18 protein-coding genes are annotated in these 19203 nt (G+C 68.3%); 6 read left to right on the top strand and 12 right to left on the bottom strand.

All coding sequences use genetic code 11. The features are described 5' to 3' along the window. Position 1: 1 nt before the first annotated feature. Genes EJO71_RS25470 through EJO71_RS25450 form a run of 5 tightly spaced genes read right to left on the bottom strand, consistent with a single transcriptional unit; the run spans position 2 to position 5813 of the window. The gene (locus EJO71_RS25470) at positions 2-979 is read right to left on the bottom strand and encodes a tripartite tricarboxylate transporter substrate binding protein (RefSeq protein WP_240651509.1); all 978 of its coding nucleotides are present in this window, start codon (positions 977-979) and stop codon (positions 2-4) included. Between the two features lie 42 nt (positions 980-1021). Beyond that, positions 1022-1879, bottom strand: a complete 858-nt coding sequence (locus EJO71_RS25465; protein WP_125951368.1) for a sulfurtransferase — start codon at positions 1877-1879, stop codon at positions 1022-1024. A 51-nt stretch (positions 1880-1930) separates the two neighbouring features. Next, positions 1931-2923 carry a tripartite tricarboxylate transporter substrate binding protein gene (locus EJO71_RS25460; protein WP_164546905.1) on the bottom strand — a complete coding sequence of 331 codons (993 nt, stop codon included), beginning with the start codon at positions 2921-2923 and terminating at the stop codon, positions 1931-1933. A gap of 55 nt (positions 2924-2978) precedes the next feature. After that, complete coding sequence (gene purB / locus EJO71_RS25455; RefSeq protein ID WP_125951369.1) at positions 2979-4340, bottom strand: adenylosuccinate lyase; 1362 nt, start codon at positions 4338-4340, stop codon at positions 2979-2981. Between the two features lie 15 nt (positions 4341-4355). Further along, positions 4356-5813 (bottom strand): FAD-binding oxidoreductase, encoded by a 1458-nt coding sequence (locus EJO71_RS25450; RefSeq protein WP_125951370.1) that lies wholly within the window; start codon positions 5811-5813, stop codon positions 4356-4358. A 158-nt stretch (positions 5814-5971) separates the two neighbouring features. Here EJO71_RS25450 and EJO71_RS25445 point away from each other — a divergent pair, with 158 nt between their 5' ends. Continuing rightward, a complete protein-coding gene (locus EJO71_RS25445; protein ID WP_240651510.1) occupies positions 5972-6721 on the top strand; it encodes an IclR family transcriptional regulator in 750 nt (249 codons plus the stop codon). An 18-nt stretch (positions 6722-6739) separates the two neighbouring features. Here the strand turns inward: EJO71_RS25445 and EJO71_RS25440 are convergent, their stop codons facing one another. Continuing rightward, positions 6740-8110, bottom strand: a complete 1371-nt coding sequence (locus tag EJO71_RS25440; RefSeq protein WP_125951371.1) for an MmgE/PrpD family protein — start codon at positions 8108-8110, stop codon at positions 6740-6742. Between the two features lie 36 nt (positions 8111-8146). On the opposite strand from EJO71_RS25440, the gene EJO71_RS25435 reads away from it, so the two are divergent. Beyond that, entirely contained in the window at positions 8147-9028 is an 882-nt protein-coding gene (locus tag EJO71_RS25435) for an MBL fold metallo-hydrolase (RefSeq protein ID WP_125951372.1), read from the top strand. A 21-nt stretch (positions 9029-9049) separates the two neighbouring features. On the opposite strand, the gene EJO71_RS25430 is transcribed toward EJO71_RS25435, so the two are convergent. Continuing rightward, positions 9050-10939: a sensor histidine kinase gene (locus EJO71_RS25430; protein WP_125951548.1), complete on the bottom strand. Its 1890-nt coding sequence runs from the start codon at positions 10937-10939 to the stop codon at positions 9050-9052. Between the two features lie 153 nt (positions 10940-11092). Then, a complete protein-coding gene (locus EJO71_RS25425; protein WP_125951373.1) occupies positions 11093-11449 on the bottom strand; it encodes a c-type cytochrome in 357 nt (118 codons plus the stop codon). Positions 11450-11591: 142 nt separating this feature from the next. Here EJO71_RS25425 and EJO71_RS25420 point away from each other — a divergent pair, with 142 nt between their 5' ends. Beyond that, complete coding sequence (locus EJO71_RS25420) at positions 11592-12260, top strand: hypothetical protein (RefSeq protein WP_125951374.1); 669 nt, start codon at positions 11592-11594, stop codon at positions 12258-12260. A 33-nt stretch (positions 12261-12293) separates the two neighbouring features. On the opposite strand, the gene EJO71_RS25415 is transcribed toward EJO71_RS25420, so the two are convergent. The 4 genes from EJO71_RS25415 to EJO71_RS25400 form a co-directional block, all read right to left on the bottom strand. Next, entirely contained in the window at positions 12294-13100 is an 807-nt protein-coding gene (locus tag EJO71_RS25415) for a PPK2 family polyphosphate kinase (RefSeq protein WP_125951375.1), read from the bottom strand. 65 nt (positions 13101-13165) lie between these two features. Beyond that, a complete protein-coding gene (locus EJO71_RS25410) occupies positions 13166-13603 on the bottom strand; it encodes an RNA-binding S4 domain-containing protein (protein WP_125951376.1) in 438 nt (145 codons plus the stop codon). Between the two features lie 19 nt (positions 13604-13622). Then, positions 13623-15074 carry a sensor histidine kinase N-terminal domain-containing protein gene (locus EJO71_RS25405; protein ID WP_125951377.1) on the bottom strand — a complete coding sequence of 484 codons (1452 nt, stop codon included), beginning with the start codon at positions 15072-15074 and terminating at the stop codon, positions 13623-13625. A gap of 115 nt (positions 15075-15189) precedes the next feature. After that, a complete protein-coding gene (locus EJO71_RS25400; protein ID WP_125951378.1) occupies positions 15190-15873 on the bottom strand; it encodes a response regulator transcription factor in 684 nt (227 codons plus the stop codon). 135 nt (positions 15874-16008) lie between these two features. On the opposite strand from EJO71_RS25400, the gene EJO71_RS25395 reads away from it, so the two are divergent. The 3 genes from EJO71_RS25395 (at position 16009) to EJO71_RS25385 (ending at position 19169) form a co-directional block, all read left to right on the top strand. After that, positions 16009-16968 carry a tripartite tricarboxylate transporter substrate-binding protein gene (locus tag EJO71_RS25395; RefSeq protein WP_125951379.1) on the top strand — a complete coding sequence of 320 codons (960 nt, stop codon included), beginning with the start codon at positions 16009-16011 and terminating at the stop codon, positions 16966-16968. A gap of 139 nt (positions 16969-17107) precedes the next feature. Continuing rightward, complete coding sequence (locus EJO71_RS25390; protein WP_125951380.1) at positions 17108-17644, top strand: tripartite tricarboxylate transporter TctB family protein; 537 nt, start codon at positions 17108-17110, stop codon at positions 17642-17644. Position 17645: 1 nt separating this feature from the next. Beyond that, complete coding sequence (locus EJO71_RS25385) at positions 17646-19169, top strand: tripartite tricarboxylate transporter permease (protein WP_125951381.1); 1524 nt, start codon at positions 17646-17648, stop codon at positions 19167-19169. Positions 19170-19203: the final 34 nt, after the last annotated feature.

Raw genomic sequence — 19203 nt, 5'->3', positions numbered from 1 at the left:
GTCACTCCACCTTGAGATTGCCGCGCTCCACGCCGCGCCTGTAGTTCGCGATGTCCTGCAGCACGAAGTCCTTGAAGGCGGCGCCGGTGCGCGTCGCTTCCTGCGCGCCGTCCGCGCGGTACACGCGCAGCACCTCGGGTGCCTGCATGGCCTGCTTCACGGACTGGGCGATCTTGTCGATGACGGGCTTGGGCGTGCCCTTGGGTGCGGCGAGGCCATACCACTGCGTCATGACCACGTCGATCCCCGACTCCTTGAGCGTGGGCACGTCGGGCATGGCCGGGATCCGCCTATCGCTGCTCACGGCCAGCAGCCGTAGCTTGCCGCTGCTGATCTGCCCCATCAACGGGGTGTAGGGCGCGAAGAAGCTGTCGACCAGCCCACCCATGAGGTCGGTCATGACCGGACCCGATCCCTTGTAGGGAATGTGGAGGATGTCGAGGTTGCCCTGCTGCTTGACCATTTCCATCACGATCTGCGCCGCGCCGCCGGCACCGGTGGATGCGTAGGTGAGCTTGCCGCCCTTGGCTGCGGCGACGTAGTCCTGGATGGTCTTGATCTTCGAGTTGCCGCTGACGACCAGCCCGTAGGGCGTCTCGACCAGCTGGCTGATGAAGACGAAGTCGTCGGGCACCTTGTAGGGCAGGTTGGGGCGTATGGCAGGCGCGCTGCCGACGTTGCCGCTCATCGCCAGCAGCAGGGTGTACCCGTCGGGCTTGGCCTGCGTCATCAGCTCGGCCGCGATGTTGCCGCCGGCGCCCGGCTTGTTGTCGACCACGATGGGCTTGCCGATGTGCTTGCCCATTTCGTTGGCGATGGTCCGGCCGTAGAGGTCGCCGCCGCCGCCGGGGGGAAAGCCGATCAGCAGGCGGATCGGCTGCTCGGGATAGCCGGCGGCCATGGCCACCATTGCAGCGCCTGCCAGGTATGCCGCGGCGACCATGCGGAAGCAGCGTCCGATCGAAGGGATTCTTTGCACGGGTTGTCTCCAGTCTGTTCTTGTGTAGAGGGGCGGAACGGTTCAGGCCGCGCCGGTGGCGATGGGCGCGCCCGGCTGGGCGCTCCATTCGCTCCACGAGCCGGGGTACAGCGCCGCGCCTTGCAGTCCCGCGACTTCCATCGCCAGCAGGTTGTGGCAGGCGGTCACGCCCGAGCCGCACTGGTTGATGAGCTGGGCGCCGGGGCGTCCGCCGGTGACGGCGTCGAATTCGCCGCGCAGCAGGGCCGGCGCCTTGAAGCGACCGTCCGGCCCCAGGTTGTCCTTGAAGAGCCGGTTGCGGGCGCCGGGAATGTGCCCACCGACCGGGTCCATCGTCTCGTTCTCGCCGCGAAAGCGATCAGGAGCGCGGGCGTCCAGCACCAGCCGTTGCGCGGCGTCGATGTTGGCCCGGACCTCGTCGTAGGACACCGTCGCGACCAGCGGAGCCTTCAGGCTGAAGCTGCCCTCGGGGCGCGGTGCCGGTCTTTCGGTGTCGAGCGCGTGGCCGGCGGCCTTCCACGCGGCGATGCCGCCGTCCAGCACGGCAACCTGCCGGTGCCCGGCCCAGCGCAGCATCCACCACAGGCGCGCGGCGTACATGCCGCCGGCGTTGTCGTAGGCCACCACCTGCGCGTCGGCGTTCAGGCCCATCGCAGCCATGGTCCTTGCGAAGGCTTCGCGCGAGGGCAGGGGGTGGCGGCCGTTGCGTCCGGTCCTGGCGGCGGACAGCGCGTGTTCCAGGTGCAGGTAGAAGGCGCCGGGAATATGCCCTGCGTCGTAGGCGCGCTGGCCCGCCTGCAGGTCCGTGAGTTCGAAGCTGCAGTCGAGCAGCAGCAGCGCGGGGTCTTGTTTCTGTGCCGCGGCGAGTTGGTCGGGGGAAATCAGGGTGTCGAAGATCATGGAGGAGAAGAGTCGGTGAAAGGTGCGGAAGGAAGGGGGTGCGTGCCTCGCCTAGGGCGAGATCTCCCTGAGCAGGGCCGGGGTGACGGCACCCTTGTAGCGCGCGATGTCTTCTTCGATGAACCTGCCGAATGCATCCATCGGAAGGTCGCGCTCCGTCGCGGCGTCGCGCCGGATCGCATCGCGCACTTCAGCGGTCGCGAGTGCCCGGCGCAGATGCCCGGCCAGGTGCTTCACCACCGGCTCGGGTGTGCCGGCCGGCGCGACGAGGCCGTACCACTGGGTCACGGGAACGTTCACGCCCAGCTCCTTGAAGGTGGGCACGTCGGGAATGGCGGGGTTGCGCGCATTGCCCGTGATGGCGAGAAGGCGCAGCTGACCCTGGCGGACCTGACCCACCAGCGGCGAGGCGGTCGCGAAGAAGCAGTCGACCTGGCCTCCCAGCATGTCGGTGATGGCGGGACCCGAGCCCCGGTAGGGCACGTGCAGCATCTCGATGCCGGCCTCCTTCTTGACCATCTCCATGCCGATGTGCGCAGCCGCGCCGGCACCCGTGGAGGCGAAGCTGAGCTTCTGCGTCCGGGCTGCGTCGAGCAGTTCGCGCGCGCTCTTGAAGCGAGAGTTGTGGGCCACGAACAGGCCATGCGGCGCTTCCAGGATCAGCCCGACGGGCGTGAAGTCTTCGGGCACCTTGTACGGGATCGCCTGCGGCCTCAGTGCGGGCGCCACCGCGAGGTTGCCGCTCATCGCGAGCAGCAGCGTGTAGCCGTCGGGCTTCGCCTTGGCCACCGCGTCCGCCGCAATGTTGCCGCCGGCCCCGGCGCGGTTGTCGACGATCACGGGTTGCCCCAGCGTCTTGCCGAGTGCGTTGGCGATCAGCCGGCCGTACAGGTCGCCGCCTCCGCCGGGAGGAAACCCGACCACCAGCCTGACCGGCTGCGCGGGATAGGCGGCGAGTGCCGGCATGGCCGCCAGGCCCAGCAGGCCGGCCAATGCCAGCGCCATGCGGCGGCGGCGCATGGCCGCGCTTGCGAAGGTTGTCATGGGCTGTCTCCGTTTTGCTCTTGTGTGTACCGATCGGCGATTCAGGCGCGGCGGCTCAGTCCTGCAGCCAGGCCTTCTGCTGCTCGACGACGCGGTCGACGGTGGCGCCGCACTGGCCCAGGTACTGCAGCGGGTCGGTGAGGTCGCGGATCTCGGCGTCGCTCAGCAGCTTCGAGAGGCCGGGATGGCTGCGCATGGCGTCGGCGAAGTCGAGCTTCGACGTGATGCCGTGCATCGAGGCTTCATAGATCCATTCGTGCGCAGTCTGCTTGCCCACGCGCTCCGACAGTTCCAGCATGACCCGCTCGGACAGCAGATAGCCGCGCATCCGGTCGAGGTTGGCGGCCATCGCGTCGGCGTTGACCTTGAGCCCGGCCAGCAGGTTCTTCGCCTGGAACAGCATGGCGCCGGCGATCATGCAGCACTCGGGCAGCGCCTTCCATTCCATCTTCCAGGCGATGCCGTCGCGTTCGCTCTCCTGGACCATGCCCTCGACCATCATCGCGGCGTTGTAGCGCAGCGGGCGCGACAGCCCGGCCAGATTCTCGGCCGATGTCGGATTGCGCTTGTGCGGCATGGTCGACGAGCCCAGCTTGCCGTCGGAGAAGCCTTCTTCCACCTCGCCGAATTCGTTGCGCTGCATGTTGAAGAGTTCGTTGCCGATCTTCGAGAGCGTGGCGCCCAGCATGGCCAGCAGGTTGGCGTACTCGGTGAAGCGGTCGCGCGCCGGCGCCCAGCTGATGGCGGGCGTGCCGAGGCCCAGCTTGTCGAGCATGAGGCGTTCCAGCTGCTCGGCCTTCGGGCCCAGCGACGCTTGGCTGCCCACGGCACCGGCCAGCATGCCCACCAGCACGCGCGGGGCCGCCTGCACCAGCCGCTCGTGATGGCGGCCCAGCTCGTCGAGCCACACCGCGCACTTGTGGCCGAAGGTGATGGGCAGGGCCTGCACGCCGTGCGTGCGGCCGGCCATCGGAACGTCGCGGTGAGTGGTCGCGAGGCGGGCGAGCTCCTTGCCGACCGCCTTGATGTCGCGCAGCGCCACGGCGTGAAACTCCTTGAGCTGCAGCGCCACGCCGGTGTCCACCACGTCCTGCGTGGTGGCGCCGTAGTGCACCCACTCGCCGTTCTCCTTCGAGCAGCGCGACTGCAGCTGCTTCAGCGCGGGCACCAGCGAGTGCTTGATGCGGCGGATCTCGACCGACATCGCGCCGATGTCGATGTTCTCCACCTGCGCCTGCATGGCGATTTCGCGCGCGGCGGCTGGCGGGATGATGCTCAGCTCGGCCTGCGCGGCGGCCAGCGCGGCTTCGAAGTCGAGCCACTTCTGCACGCGGTTCTCCTCGCCGAAGATCCGGCGCAGTTCGTCGGTGCCCCACAGATGCTGGAGCGATTGCATGTCGAATACGGAAACTGGCATTTGAGTCCTGAAGTGCTAGAGGGAAGAAGGGCGTGGGGTGGCGACGGGCAGGGGCAACACGCGCCCCGGATTGAAGGTGTTCGCGGGGTCGAGCGCATGTTTGATGCGCGCCATCAGTTCCAGCGCGACGGGCTGCTTGTATTGCAGGAAGGCGCCCTGCTTGAGACGCCCGATGCCGTGCTCGGCGGAGATCGAGCCCTGCATGCGCGCAGTGATCGCATGCACCACGTCGTGCACGGCTTCCTCGCGCGCGCGGAATTCCGCGTCGGGCATGCCGGGCGGCTTGCTCTGGTTGTAGTGAAGGTTGCCGTCGCCCACGTGGCCGAAACAGACCACGCGAATGCCGGGAAGCAGGCCTTCCAGCGCGGCGCCGGCTTCGGCGATGAATTCAGGGATGCGCGACACGGCGACGGAGATGTCGTGCTTGATCGACGGTCCGTCGAGTCGTTGGGCCTCGGGCACGTGTTCGCGCAGAGCCCACAGTGCGTGGGCCTGCTGGCCGGACGCGGCGAGCACCGCATCGAGCACGAGGCCTTGCTCCATCGCGCCGGCCAGTGCGTCTTCCACCGCGGGCGTCGGGTCGAGCAGGGCGGAGGTCTCGGAAACGTCGAACAGCACGGCCCAGGCGTGCTCGCCCGCCAGCGGGTCGCGCATGCCGGGCGTGCCGTGCGCGAGCACCTGGGCCAGCGCCTCGCGTCCGATCAACTCGAAGGCCGTTACCCGTTCGCCGACGGCGTCGCCCAGGCGGGCCAGCAGTTGCACCGCTGCCTGCGGATCGCGCACGGCCACCCAGCCGGTGACGACCTTGTCCGGCCTTGCATGGAGCTTGAAAGTGGCCGCCGTCACGATGCCGAGCGTGCCTTCGCCGCCGATGAACAGCTGCTTCAGGTCGTAGCCGGTGTTGTCCTTGCGCAGTGCTCCCGATGCGTCGAGCACGCGACCGTCCGCCAGCACGACCTCGATGCCCAGGGTCAGGTCGCGCGTGTTGCCGTAGCGCAGCACCTGTTCGCCGCCGGCGTTGGTCGAGACCACGCCGCCGACGGTGGCGCTGCCTTCGGACGCCAGCGAGAGGGGAAACAGCCGGCCGGCGGCGGCAGCGGCTTCCTGCGCCGCGAGCACGGTGCAGCCGGCTTCCAGGGTCATGCTGTTGTCGAGCGGGTCCACATGGCGCACCCTGGTCATGCGGTCGAGGCTCAGCACGATTTCGCGGCTCGATGCGTCCGGCGTGGAGCCACCTACCAGTCCCGTGTTGCCGCCCTGCGGCACCACGGGAACTCCCCGTGCCGCGCACATCGCGACCACGCGCGAAACCTCTTCGGTGCTTGCCGGCCGTACGACGGCGCGCGCGGTGCCAGGGTAGTTGCGGCGCCAGTCGCTGACGTAGCGCGCCGTGGATGCGTCGTCAGTGAGCACATGGGCTGCGCCGGTGATGGCACGGAGCTCTTCGACGAATGGGTCGGCAGGTTTCGACATGGATTGCGCGGTTCCGCGATGGCTGCGCCGCGGGGCGGCTGGTTGTCTCTTCGTTTTCTCGTTTGTTTCAATGAATAAAACAAACTTCAATAAATGAAACTGTAGGATCGCAGGAGGCAACTGTCAACCCGGATAATCCGCAGCCCGGAGCGCCCACCATGAAAAATCAAGAAATCGATACCGCAGCGTCCGTCGGACCCAAGCCTCCCGCCGGCGTGCTGGAGCGGGGCATTTCCATCCTCGAGTGCTTCAGCGAAGACCGGCTGCGCATGTCCCTGCGCGAGCTGGCCGAGAGCACGGGCCTGGACAAGGCCACGCTGCTGCGGCTGCTCGGCGTGCTGACGCGCGCCCGGATGATTCACCGCTTCGAAAGCGGCAGCTACGCGCCCGGTCCGGCGCTGCTGCACATGGGCATGCTCTACCGCAGCACCTTCGACCTCGGCACGCGGCTGCAGCCGGTGCTGCACGAGGTGATGCGGCAGACCGGCGAGACGGTGGCCTTCTACATCCGCAGCGGGGAAGAGCGCGTGTGCCTCTACCGCGAGAACACGGCCAGGGAGGTGCGCCACCACGTCGAGGTGGGAACGCGCATTCCGCTCGCCGCCGGTGGCTCCTCGGCCCACATACTCCTGGCCTTCACCGGCGGCACTACCGAGCATCAGGCCGAGATCGACGCGAAGGGCTATGCGATGACGCGCGCCGAACGCGTCGCCGAGATGGCATCGGTCGCGCTTCCGGTATTCGACGGCGACGGCACCTTTCTCGGGGCGCTGGTGGTCATCGGCCTGGCGTCGCGCCACAGCGTGGCAGCCCAGCGCAAGGCCGCGGAGATCGTGCGGCACGAACTGGCCCTGCAGGGGTTCGCCAGCAAGGCCCCGAGCGGCTGGAGGCCGGTGCTGCAGGCCTGACGCCGACGCCGGGCACGGTCAGTGGCCGAAGAGCCCGGCCGCCGGCAGGCATCGTTCGCCGTCCTGCGATGCATCCGCGAAGGTGGCGCACCAGTCGGCGATCCGCGTGGCTTGCGCATCGGTCATCGCCGGCACGAATGCGCGCATGCGTGCCTGCAGCTGCGGCCAGTCGAAAGGATCTTCCGGGTCTCCGCGGCGCAGTTCGCGCAATGCGCTGAAGCTGCGTCCGTCCTTCATCGTGATGGTCACGCGCGCGGGACGCTTCTGCGGAAAGGCCTGTTGGAAGCCGTCGTCCGTCGCCACGCGCACGCGCTCGGCCAACGCCAGCAGCGTCGGCGAGTGCAGGTCGGGCGTTTCCATGTCTTCGATGCCCAGCCGGCCGCTCGACAGCAGGGTGGCCATCACGTAGCGCAGGCAGAAGGCGGTCTCCGCCGCCTTGGACGGCCAGTGCACGCCGGCGATCTTCAGCGCGTGGGGAAAGATGGTCACGTCCACCGACTCGATTTCCTGCGACGCGGGGCTGTGCCTGTCCATGATTTCGCGTGTGGCATCCAGCGGCGTGAAGAGCTGGGCGCAGCAGGGCCAGGCCTTGATGGTGGCGGTGTTCAGCCGTTCAGGGGCGTCGAGATCGCCGTCCAGGGCGGCCAGCGGGCCGTCTCCCTGCAAGAGCGCGTAGAGGCCGCGCCGACCGGTGACGAAGGCGCGCGCGCCGGGGAATCCCGCCTGCGCGGCCCATGCGGCCATCATGCCGTTGCGCACCGCAAAGGCCGGGTGCAGCGACTTCGACTCGTGCGCCTCGTCGTCCACCAGTTGCCACAAGCCGGCGGATTGAGTCGCTGCGATCCCCATCGCGTGGTGCAGCTGCGCTTGCGGCAAGCCCAGCGCAACCGCGCTCGCGGCCGCCGCGCCTACGCAGCCGGCCGTGGCTGTGGCATGAAAGCTGGCGGCATGGCGGGTGCCCAGCGCTTCGCCGACACGCAGCGCCACCTCGTAGCCGGCAATGATCGCGTCGGCCGCTCGTCGTTTGGGCAGCGGCTGTGCCGCGGCCAGAGCCATCACCGGCGAGATGGCGACCACCCCCGGGTGCAGCATCGCGGCCCGGTGCGCGTCGTCGATCTCGCGCAGGTGAGCGATGCCGGCGTTGGCGAAGCCCGCAGCCAGCGGCTGCAGCGGGTCGCCGCCGAAGACCGAGGCCGGCCCGTGCCCCGGCATGCCGGCAGCCGCTAGACGTTGCAGCGCGGCGGCGCCTTGCGTGTCGATCGCGGCCCATCCGGCGGTGAACCAGTCGAGCAGGGCCTGGGCCAGCCGGTCTCGAGTCGCTTGGGCAACAGGGCGGTCCTGCAGGGCAACGAGGTGTGCCGCCAGGGCCGATTCCGGGTTTCGGGTCATATAATTTATTTTGTTCAATGAAATGTCTTTCATTATATGAACCAAGCTTCGCTGACGATCGAGCCTTTCTTCGACCGCGCAACCTCGACCTTTTCCTACCTGGTCGATGACGGCGCGGGCTCCTGCGCGGTCATCGACCCGGTGATGGGCTACCAGGCGAATTCGGGGCGGACCGACCCTGCTCCGGCGGAAGCTGTGGCCGAGGTGATCGTCCGGCGCGGATTGACCGTGCAGTGGCTGCTGGAGACGCATGCGCATGCCGATCACCTGTCGGGGGCGCCATATCTGCGGCAGCGCTTCGGCGGCACGCTGGCCGTGGGCAGCGGCATCACCGCAGTGCAGCGCGTGTTCCGGGGCGTCTTCAACGCCGAAGATCTTGCGGTCGACGGTTCGCAGTTCCAGCATCTGTTCGCCGACGGCGAGGCATTCCGCATAGGGCGGCTGCGGGCCAGGGCCCTTCATGTATCCGGCCACACGCCTGCCGACGTGGCCTATCTCGTCGAGGACCCGGCCGGCGGGCCTGCGGCGGTGTTCGTGGGAGACACGCTGTTCATGCCCGACGCAGGCACGGCGCGCTGCGACTTTCCCGGCGGCGATGCACGCGAGCTCTATCGCTCCATACAGCGGCTGCTCGCACTGCCCGGCGACACCCGTCTCTACCTCTGCCACGACTACCCGCCCGCCTCGCGCGAGCCGACCTCCAGCACCACCGTGGCCGCGCAGAGGGAAGGCAACATCCATGTGCGCGACGGCATCGGCGAAGAGGAATTCGTGGCCCTTCGTCGCGCGCGCGATGCCACGCTGGCGATGCCTGCCTTGATGCTGCCTTCGGTCCAGGTCAACGTCCGCGCCGGGAGCCTCCCGCCCGCCGAGGCCAACGGCGTTGCCTACCTGAAGATCCCCGTCGATCGCCTGTAGTTGCCCGGCGCGGGCTTGCGCTCAAGCCGCCTGAGCCTCGCGCCGCAGCGGCAGCCACAGCACGAACCGCGTCCCCGTCGGCCGCGATTCCCAGCTGACGGTGCCGTGGATCGACCGCGCGCGCCGCCGCTGGTTCTGCAGGCCCCGGCCCGATGACGAGGACATCGCCTTGTCGATGTCGAAGCCCTGTCCGTTGTCTTCGATCGTCACTTGCACGCCGGCGTCGTGCAGCGAGGTTGCCACGCGTATCTCCGTCGCGCGCGTGTGCCGCAGGATGTTCGAGATGCTCTCCTGCACGATGCGCAGGATGTGCAGCGCGCTCGACGGGTCGAGCCATTCCAGCGCGGGCAGCTCCCGCACTTCCCAGCGCAGCGAGACGCCCGTGCCTTCGAGCCGCGGTTCCAGCCTGTAGCGCAGCGTGGCCAGCAGCAGGAGCAGGTCGGCCTCGATAGGCTCCAGCGAATCGAGCGTGAGCTTCAGGTCGTCGAGACAGCTCTTGAGGATCTGCGACACCTTGTCGTCGCTCATGCCGCCGCCCTCGACGGAGCGGATCGCGCTGATGAGCGACGAGCCCAGTCCGTCGTGCATGTCCTGCATCAGGCGCTGGCGTTCGTCGCTGATGGTCTGCAGGCGCTCGATCTCGCGCAGCCGGCGGTGGCTGACTTCGAGCTCGGCCTCGCGCTTCTGCAGGCGCTGCGCGAGGCTGGCGTTGAGCTGCTCGACTTCGCCGATGGCGTGCATGTAGCGGCGGTACATCAGCACGCCGAACACGCTGAAGGTGACGGCGTTGGTGTACGCGCCCAGGTACCAGCCTTCGGGGCTGATGAAGTTGTTCTGCAGCAGCCAGTCGGTGATGCCCAGAAGCACGCAGATGCCGATGCCCGCGGCCACCAGCCGGCCCTCGGTGGAGCGGCGCCATGCGCTGACGCCGCCGACGAGGCAGACCGCGGTGCCCATGAGTGCGGCGATCGCGTAGATCAGCGGCGTCACCTGCGGCGTGTTCTGCACGATGGCCAGGCCGGGCACCGTGACGATTCCGACAGCAGTGGTCGCCACGACCACGCCCCGGGTGAGCCACTTGAGTTGCCGGCCGTGCAACTGGCGCAGGAAGAAGTGCACGACCATCACCAGCCAGAAGAGCGAATTGACGGTCAGCCATGCGAACCAGTCGTTGACGACCGGCAGGCTCACGTAGAAATGCAGCCCGCGCATGAAGGAGGTGGCGGCGAGGTTGAAGAAGAGCAGGTAGCCCGTCTCGTCGCGGCGCCTGAACCACACGAACAGGGCGAACACGCCCACCGCCATGAAGGCCGCGCCCAGCATCGCGGGAAGCTCCTGCTGCAGCCACTGGCGCATGCCGTGGCGACCTCTCAGCGCGTCGACCGGGCCGAGCCACAGAGACGACAGCGCCACCTGCGCGCCGCGCGTGTGTTCGAGGCGAAGGAGGATCTCGGTGGGCGGGGTGTTGCCGGCGCCGCTGTCGTCGAGCTGGACCCACAGCGGTGTGCGGGTGCTGTTCCACAGCGGGCCCGACTGCTGCGCGCGATGGACCAGCCGGCCGTCGACGTAGACCGCGATGGTCCCGTCGGTCTTGATGCGTGCGCCGTACAGCGCCAGCGGCCCGGAGCCGGCTGGCAGGCCACGGGTGCCCAGCCTGATCCAGGTGGTGCGTGTCGTGTTGGTCGAGGTGTTCTCTGCCTGGCGCAGCAGCGCGATGGGAAGGGCCAGCGGCAAGTCGACCTGCTTCCAGCTGTCGGGCAGGGCATGGCTGTCCTGCCTGGGCGGCGGTGCGCTGAAGCCCGATGCGTCGTCGACCTGCCAGTCCGCCCGCGTCAGGTGCAGCAGGCCATCGGATTGCCGCAAGCCGGTCGCGCCCACCAGGAAGACGCCGATGACACCCAGCAGCGCCATCGAAAGGACGAGCACCACGTTGGCGAAGAAGGGCGCGGGACGGTAGTTCAAGAAATGCAGGAGCAGGAGGCGCGTCCGAAGCCGACGCGCAAGCATGTAACCTATTTTCTCACTTTGTAACCATCTGGGCGGTGTCTTGCTTCCTTGGGGTTTTCATCGTGGCGGACGCTGCGACAGGATCCACTGCGACAGGACCTGTGCGTCGGCCTCCGAAACCTGCGTCTGCCGGGGCATGATCACGCGGCCCCAGGTGCCCACGCTGCCGTCGCGGATCTTCCCGGCGAGGCGCGCCGCCGCTTCCCCGTCGCCGCGATAGCGCTCGGCGATCTGCGCGAAGCCCGGGCCGACCTGCTTGTGGACGAGGCCGTGGCAGGCCAGGCAGGCGTTCTTGCGGGCCAGGTCCACGGGCGTCGTTTGGGCCATTGCCGTGGCGGGGTGGATCGCCAGCGCGATGGCCAGCGCACTGCCCGTGAATGCGAAAAGGAACTTGCCGGGGGTCTCGATCTTCATGTGGCGGGATGACTTCTGCCGGGGCATCGTCGCACAGCGGGCAGGCTGCGCCGGTCGTCGTGCATTCACGACAAGGTGATTCAAGAGTAACTATATGTATGGTTAAATCCCCGCAACTATCGCGAAGAAGACGAGGGATTGCATGAAGCTGTTGCTGAGCATTGCGTTCGCCGCCGTGGCCCTGGCCGGTTGCGCCAGCGCACCGACCACACCCACCGAGCCCGGAACGGGCACCGGCACTTCCTATGTGCCCATGGTCGCCATGGAAGGCGTGGACAAGGTGCGCTACGACAACGACGTTGCCGATTGCCGCACGGCCGCCAACCGCATCTCGGCACGCAGCGATACCGGCGACGCCATGTGGGGCGCGCTGGGGCTGGGCCTGATCACGGTGCACGGGCAGGGCATCGTGGCCGCGGCGTCGTACACCGGCATCACCGCCGCCATCATCGACTGGAACGGCCGCCCCAGCCCTGAGCTGATTGCCGAGCACCAGCAGATCGCCATCGTGCATTGCATGGCCAAGCGCGGCTATCGCAACCTCGACCCCAACGTGCGCGACTCGTTCTACGGCAACACCTTCGACCCGGGCGTCATCGTGAAGCCGCGCCGCACGGGTGTCGACACCTACAACGTCGAAACGCTGGCCAAGGCCGGCCGCTGCAACCTGCAGCCGCGCGCCGAACTCACGGCCAAGGGCCCCGGCTACGAAACCTACAACGTGCCTTGCGACAACGGCGGAACCTGGGCGGTGCGCTGCGAGTTCGGCAAGTGCCGCGTGCTGGCGCAGGCGGTCATCCGCCGCTCCTGATTCCCGGGCCGGGCTGCCTCGCCAGCCCCAGGCTCACTTGACGATCATTCCCTTGAGCGCCGGGTCCGGCGGCGGGGCCTTGAGCTTCATCTGGCGCATCGTCTTCACCAGCAGCTGGGCGATCATCACGTTGCGGTGCCGCTTGCTGTTGGCGGGCACCACGTACCACGGCGCATGCTCCGTCGACGTGGCAGCCAGCGCGTTCTGGTAAGCCTGCTGGTAGGCGCTCCACTTGGTGCGCACTTCCAGGTCGTCCATGCTGAACTTCCATTGCTTGCCGGGCGTGTCGATGCGCGCTTGCAGGCGCTCGCGCTGCTCGTCCTTGTCGATGTGCAGCATGCACTTGACGACCACCGTGCCGGTCTCGGTAAGCAGCCGCTCGAAGTCGTTGATCTGCGCGTATCGGCGCTTCGTCTCGGCCTTGTCGATCCAGCCTTCGACCACGGGCACCAGTACGTCCTCGTAGTGGCTGCGGTTCCACACCATGATCTCGCCGGTGCGCGGCACGGCGGCGTGGCAGCGCCAGAGGTAGTCGCGCGCGCGTTCGTCCACGGTCGGCGCCTTGAAGGCCGTCACGCGCACGCCCAGCGGCGAGGTGCGCGAGAACACCCAGCGCACCGTGCCGTCCTTGCCGCTGGTGTCCATGCCCTGCAGCACCAGCAGCAGCTTGCGCCGGCCTTCGGCGTTCAGCAGGTCCTGCAGTTCGTCGAGCTCGACCGCCAGCGCGTCGACCTCGGTCCGCTGCGAGGCTTCGTCGCCTTCGCAGAAGGGCGTGTCGCCAGGGTCGATGTGCGAGAGCTTGAACTTGCCGCCGACGCGGTATTTCTTGAAGCTGGCCATGAAGCGGGACTCCGTGAAGAACAACGAAGCCGACAGCGTAAGCGATCGGACCCGGCGGATGGTCGTCAGCGCCCGTCGTCTTCGGGAGGCAGCGAGGCGCTCCAGCGGCTGTCCCAGTCGGCGTGCTGGCGCACCGCGCCGTCGAGCTCGCGCCTGTCGCGCTTGGTGGGGCGGCCCTGTTCGATGGCCAGCGCGGGCTCGCTGCCCACGCGGCGCATCTCGCGGAAGGCGGCCTGCGCTGCCAGGCTCTCTGCGGTTTCCTCGTAGAGCTGCTGCGCGACCGGCGCTGGCCCGCGCTGTCCGCTGAGGCCGCGTACCGTCACGGTCCGTGTCAGCGGGCCCATGCGCATGGCGACGGTATCTCCCGCCTTGACCTCGCGCGAAGCCTTGGCGACGTCGCCGTTCACCTGCACGCGGTTCTTGCCGATTTCCTCCGCGGCCAGCGAGCGCGTCTTGAAGAAGCGGGCGGCCCAGAGCCATTTGTCGATGCGCAGACGGTCCATGGATGTCTGAAAGTGGAGGTCAGGAATTGTGCCCCGAGACGGCCTGCCAGAGTGGCAGGCGCACGACCGCGTCCAGCCCGATCACCCGGGCGGCGCCGTCCGTCGGGCCCGGTGCGTCTGGCGCGGTGCGGTTGTCGAGGCTGATGCGCCCGTCCAGCGCAAGCACGATCTCGCGGCAGATCGCCAGCCCCAGCCCCGAGCCGCTCGACGTGCTACCCGCCGCGAAGGGCGCGAACAGGCGCTGCCGCAGCTTGGGCGAGATGCCGGGGCCGCCGTCGCGCACCACGAGCACGGCATCCGGGCCTTCCGTGCGCACCGTCACCGACAGCGCGGCACCCGGCGGACTCTGCTTGATCGCGTTGTGCAGCAGGTTGCGCGTGAGTTCCTGCAGCATCCACTGGTGGGCGCGCACCGGCACGGGCTCGTCGATGGCGAGTTCGAAGTCGAGCGCCTTGTCGGCCACCAGCGGCGAGAGGTCGAGCGCGATGTTCCGCGCCACCTCGCCGAGGTCGAGCGTCACCGATTCCGGCTGCTGCCGCAGCTGCTCCACCTTGGCGAGCGACAGCATCTGGTTGGCCAGTGTGGTCGCGCGGTCCACGGTGCCGCTGATCTCGCCCAGTGCCTGTTCGGGCGCCACGTCGCCGCGCTGCGCCGACTGCACCTGTGCCTTCAGCACCGCCAGCGGCGTGCGCAGCTGATGCGCGCTGTCGCGCACGAAGCGCTTCTGGTGATCGAGCAGCCGCTGCAGCCGGCCCATGACCTGCGTGGTGGCGTCGATCAGCGGGCGCAGCTCGCGCGGCGCGTCGGGCGCGTCGATGGGCGAGAAGTCGTCGGCCTGGCGTTTCTCGATGGCTTCGCCCAGCTCGCGCACCGGCCGCGTGGCGCGCTGCACCACGAACACCGTGACCAGCGCGATCACGCCCATCAGCAGCAGCTGGCGCCACAGCGTGTCGATGAGCAGCTTGCGCGCCAGCGTCTCGCGCAGCTCCAGCGTCTCGGCCACCTGCACCACCGCCATGCCGCGGCCGCGCGCACTGGCCACCGGCTGCAGCAGCACCGCCACGCGCACCGGCTGGTTGCGGAACTGCGCGTCATAGAAGTCGACCAGCGCCGCGTAGGCACTGCGGTCGGGGATGCGGCCGCGCCAGAAGGGCAGCTCGGCAAAGCCCGAGATCATTTCGCCGTCGAGCGCCGAGACCCGGTAGAACAGCCGGCTGCGGTTGTCGGCCTCGAAGGCTTCCAGCGCGGAGTAGGGCACGATGGCGCGCAGCCGCGCCATGTCGTCGTAGCCCTCCACGTCGAGCTGCTCGCCGATGGTCTTGGCCGATGCGAGCAGGGTGCGGTCGTAGGCCGTGGTGGCAGCAGCCATGCTCTGGCGGTACAGGCTCACGCTGTTGATCACGATGAACACGGCAATCGGCGCGAGGATGCCGAGCAGCAGCCTGGCGCGAAGCGAGATCGCACGGGTCATGGAGTTGACTTGCAGGTCGGGAAACGCCGCGGAACCGGGTTTGCCGGGCCGTAGGCGTTGCCCCCTGCAAGGGGGTTGGCGAAGCGACACGAAGTGCGCGAAGCCTGGGGGTGGATCATGTTTCAGGGCGAAGCAGATAGCCCAGCCCGCGCATCGTCATCAGCACCGCGCCGGTGCCCACGAGCTTCTTGCGCAGCCGGTACACCACCACCTCGATGGCCTCGTACTGCACGTTGGCCTCGCCCGGGAACACCAGTTCGAACAGGCGTTCCTTGGTCACGGCATGGCCGGGCTTCATCATCAGCGCCTTCAGCAGCGCCAGTTCGCGCGGCGTTAGTTCGAGCAGCTCGGCGCGGTTGTAGATGGCGCCGTTGTCGGGCTCGAAGCGCAGCCCGCCGATTTCCTGCGGGTTCAGCCCCGCGTCCTGCCCGGCAACACCGTGGCTGCGCCGGCGCAGGGCCCGGATGCGGGCCTCGAGCTCGTCGAGGTCGAAGGGCTTGGGCAGGTAGTCGTCGGCGCCGGCGTTCAGGCCGACGATGCGGTCGCCGACCGTGCCGCGCGCCGTCAGCAGCAGCACCGGCGTGCGCAGGCCCTCGGCGCGGGCCTGGGCCAGCACCTGCAGGCCGTCGATGTTGGGCAGGCTCAGGTCGAGGGCGACCACGTCGGGCTCGATGGCGCGCCATTGCGCGACGGCCTCGGCACCGTCGCCGCAGACGCGCACATCGATCCGCCGGCGCCCGAGGGTGCGCTGCAGGGTGATTTGCATCGAGGGGTCGTCTTCGACCAGCAGCAGCTTCATACGGTGGGGGCGGGAGTGCGTACTTTGGTGTTTTCCCCAGTCTGGCGGACAGCCAACTGACAGCGGGGCGGCGCATGATAGCGCTCAGCTCCAAGTCAGCTACCTTTCAAATTCCTTCCAATCCAGGAGACACGCATGCGTCGCGACACCTTTCTGAAGTCACTGGCCGCACTGGCCGCCGCCGGGGCCCTGCCACTGTCCGCGCGGGCTGGCGCCAACGTCAAGATGATGATCCCGGCCAACCCGGGCGGCGGCTGGGACACCACCGGCCGTGCACTGGGCAAGGCGCTCAGCGACGCCAAGGTGGCCGACACCGTCACCTACGACAACAAGGGCGGCGCCGCCGGCGCGCTGGGCCTGGCCCAGTTCGTGAACGGCTCCAAGGGCGACGCGAACGCGCTGATGGTCATGGGCTCGGTCATGCTGGGCGGCATCATCACCGGCAAGCCGCCGGTCAACCTGTCGCAGGCCACGCCCATCGCGCGCCTGACCACCGAATACAACGTGTTCGTGCTGCCGGCCAACTCGCCGTTCAAGACCATGAAGGACGTGGTCGAGCAGCTCAAGAAGGACCCGGGCAGCGTCAAGTGGGGCGGCGGCTCGCGCGGCTCCACCGAGCACATCGCCGCGGCCATGATTGCGCAGAAGGTCGGCGCCGATCCGTCCAAGATCAACTACGTGGCCTTCCGTGGGGGCGGTGAGGCCACCGCCGCCATCCTGGGTGGCAACGTGACCATCGGCGGCAGCGGCTACAGCGAGTTCGCCGAGTACATCGCCGCCGGCAAGATGAAGCCCATCGCCGTCACCTCCGGCCAGCGCCTGCCGGGCGTGAACGTGCCCACGCTGAAGGAACAGGGCATCGACGTCGAGATCGGCAACTGGCGCGGCGTATACGGCGCCCCCGGCATCTCGGCCGAGCAGCGCAAGGCGCTGACCGACATGGTGCTGGCCGCCATGAAGAGCCCGTCGTGGGCCGAGTCGCTCAAGAAGAACGACTGGACCCCGGCCGTGCTGTCGGGCGAGGCTTTTGCCAAGTTCGTCGACGACGACTTCGCGAGCCTGCGCGCCATCATGGCCAAGTCCGGCATGGTCTGAACTTGGCTCGCCCCCAGGCTGCGCGCACTTCGTGTCGCTCCGCCTTCCCCCTACCGGGGGCAACACCTGAGGCCCGGCAGAGCCGGTTCCTCGGTGTTCCTGGAAGGGGGCTTCTCGTACCCCGACACCGGGAGAAAAAATGACAACTCCAGAATCCTCGGCCCCGCCGCAACCCGCGGTCACCTGGCCGCAAACCCTCGTCGGCGCCGGCGTGCTGCTGACCGGCATTGCGCTGGCCTTCGGTGCCATCGGCATTTCCTCCGATGCCGGCTACGGCGGCGTCGGCCCCAACTTCCTGCCCTGGCTGGTGTCCGTGGTGCTCGTGCTGTGCGGCGCCTGGATCCTTTGGGAGGCGCGCACCGGCGGCTTCCGCGAGCTCGACGCTCCCTCGGGTGCCGAGCACGCCTACTGGCCCGGCTTCGTCTGGGTGTCGGCGGGCCTGCTGCTCAATGCGGCGCTCATCACCACGCTTGGCTTCATCCTGAGCTGCACGCTGTGCTACGTGCTGGCCGTGCAGGGGCTGCGCCGCGCGAGCGGGCAGGCCGGCGTCAATTCGCCGCGCACCTGGCTCACCGACTTCATCGCCGGCGCGGTGATCTCCGCACCCGTGTTCTGGACGTTCACGCAATTCCTGGCCATCAACCTGCCTGGACTCACTTCGACCGGGTGGATCTGACATGGAAATCTTCAACGCACTCATGGCGGGCTTCGCGGCCGCCATCACTCCCGTCAATCTGCTCTGGTGCCTGGTCGGCTGTGCCCTGGGCACGGCCGTGGGCGTGCTGCCCGGCATCGGCCCGGCCGTGGCGGTGGCCATGCTGTTGCCCATCACCGGCAAGGTCGACATCACGGCCTCGATGATCTTCTTCTCGGGCATCTACTACGGCGCCATGTACGGCGGCTCGACCACTTCCATCCTGCTGAACACGCCCGGCGAAACCGCCAGCATGGTGACGGCGATGGAGGGCAACAAGATGGCCAAGAGCGGACGCGCGGGCGCCGCGCTCGCCACGGCCGCCATCGGCTCCTTCGTGGCCGGCACCATCGCCACCGTCATCGTCACGCTGTTCGCGCCCTTCGTGGCGGAGTTCGCGGTCAAGCTCGGCCCGCCCGAATATTTCCTGCTGATGCTGCTGGCCTTCACCACGGTGAGCGCGGTGCTCGGCAAGAGCACGCTGCGCGGCATGACGGCGCTGTTCGTCGGCCTCGCGGCCGGCTGCATCGGCCTCGACCAGATCTCGGGCCAGGGCCGCTACACCGGCGGCATTCCCGAGCTGCTCGACGGCATCGAGATCGTGCTCGTGGCCGTGGGCCTGTTCGCCGTGGCTGAAGTGCTGTACGCCGTGCTGTATGAAGGCAAGGTGGTCGAGGGCCAGAACAAGCTCAGTCGCGTGCACATGACGAAGCGCGACTGGAAGCGCTCGATTCCCGCCTGGCTGCGCGGCACCGCCATCGGCACGCCCTTCGGTTGCATTCCGGCCGGCGGTACCGAGATTCCGACCTTCCTGAGCTACGCGACCGAGAAGAAGCTGGCCAAGGACAAGGAAGCCAAGGCCGAGTTCGGCACCACCGGCGCCATCGAAGGCGTGGCAGGCCCCGAAGCCGCCAACAATGCCACGGTGACGGCCGCGCTGATCCCGCTGCTCACGCTGGGCATTCCCACCTCGAACACCACCGCCATCCTGTTGGGCGCGTTCCAGAACTACGGCATCCAGCCGGGCCCGCAGCTCTTCACCACCTCGGCCGCGCTGGTCTGGGCGCTGATCGCCTCGCTCTACATCGGCAACGTGATGCTGCTGGTGCTGAACCTGCCGATGGTCGGCCTGTGGGTCAAGCTGCTGAAGATTCCGAAGCCCCAGCTCTACGCCGGCATCCTGATCTTCGCGACGGTGGGTGCCTACGGCATGCGCCAGAGCGCGTTCGACCTGTTCCTGCTGTACGCCATCGGACTGCTGGGCGTGGTGATGCGCCGCTTCGACTTCCCGACGGCCCCCGTGGTGGTCGGCATGATCCTAGGCCCGCTCGCCGAAGCGCAGCTGCGCAACGCGATGTCGATCGGCGAGGGCAGCGCGGCGGTGTTCTTCCAGCGCCCGATGTCGATCACGCTGGTCGTCATCGTGGTGGCCGTGCTGATTCTTCCGCGCCTTGCAAAGCGCATGAGCGAACGCAAGCTGCAGAGGCTGGCGCAGCTGGACGCCTGAGCTTCCTCGAAGCCCGCTTCGGTGGGCTCAAGCA

Origin of the sequence: Variovorax sp. 679, from assembly GCF_003952185.1 — a bacterium.
Taxonomy (GTDB): Bacteria; Pseudomonadota; Gammaproteobacteria; order Burkholderiales; family Burkholderiaceae_C; genus Variovorax.
The sequence above is the reverse complement of the archived record's forward strand: the minus strand, read 5'-3'. Positions and strand labels throughout refer to the sequence as shown.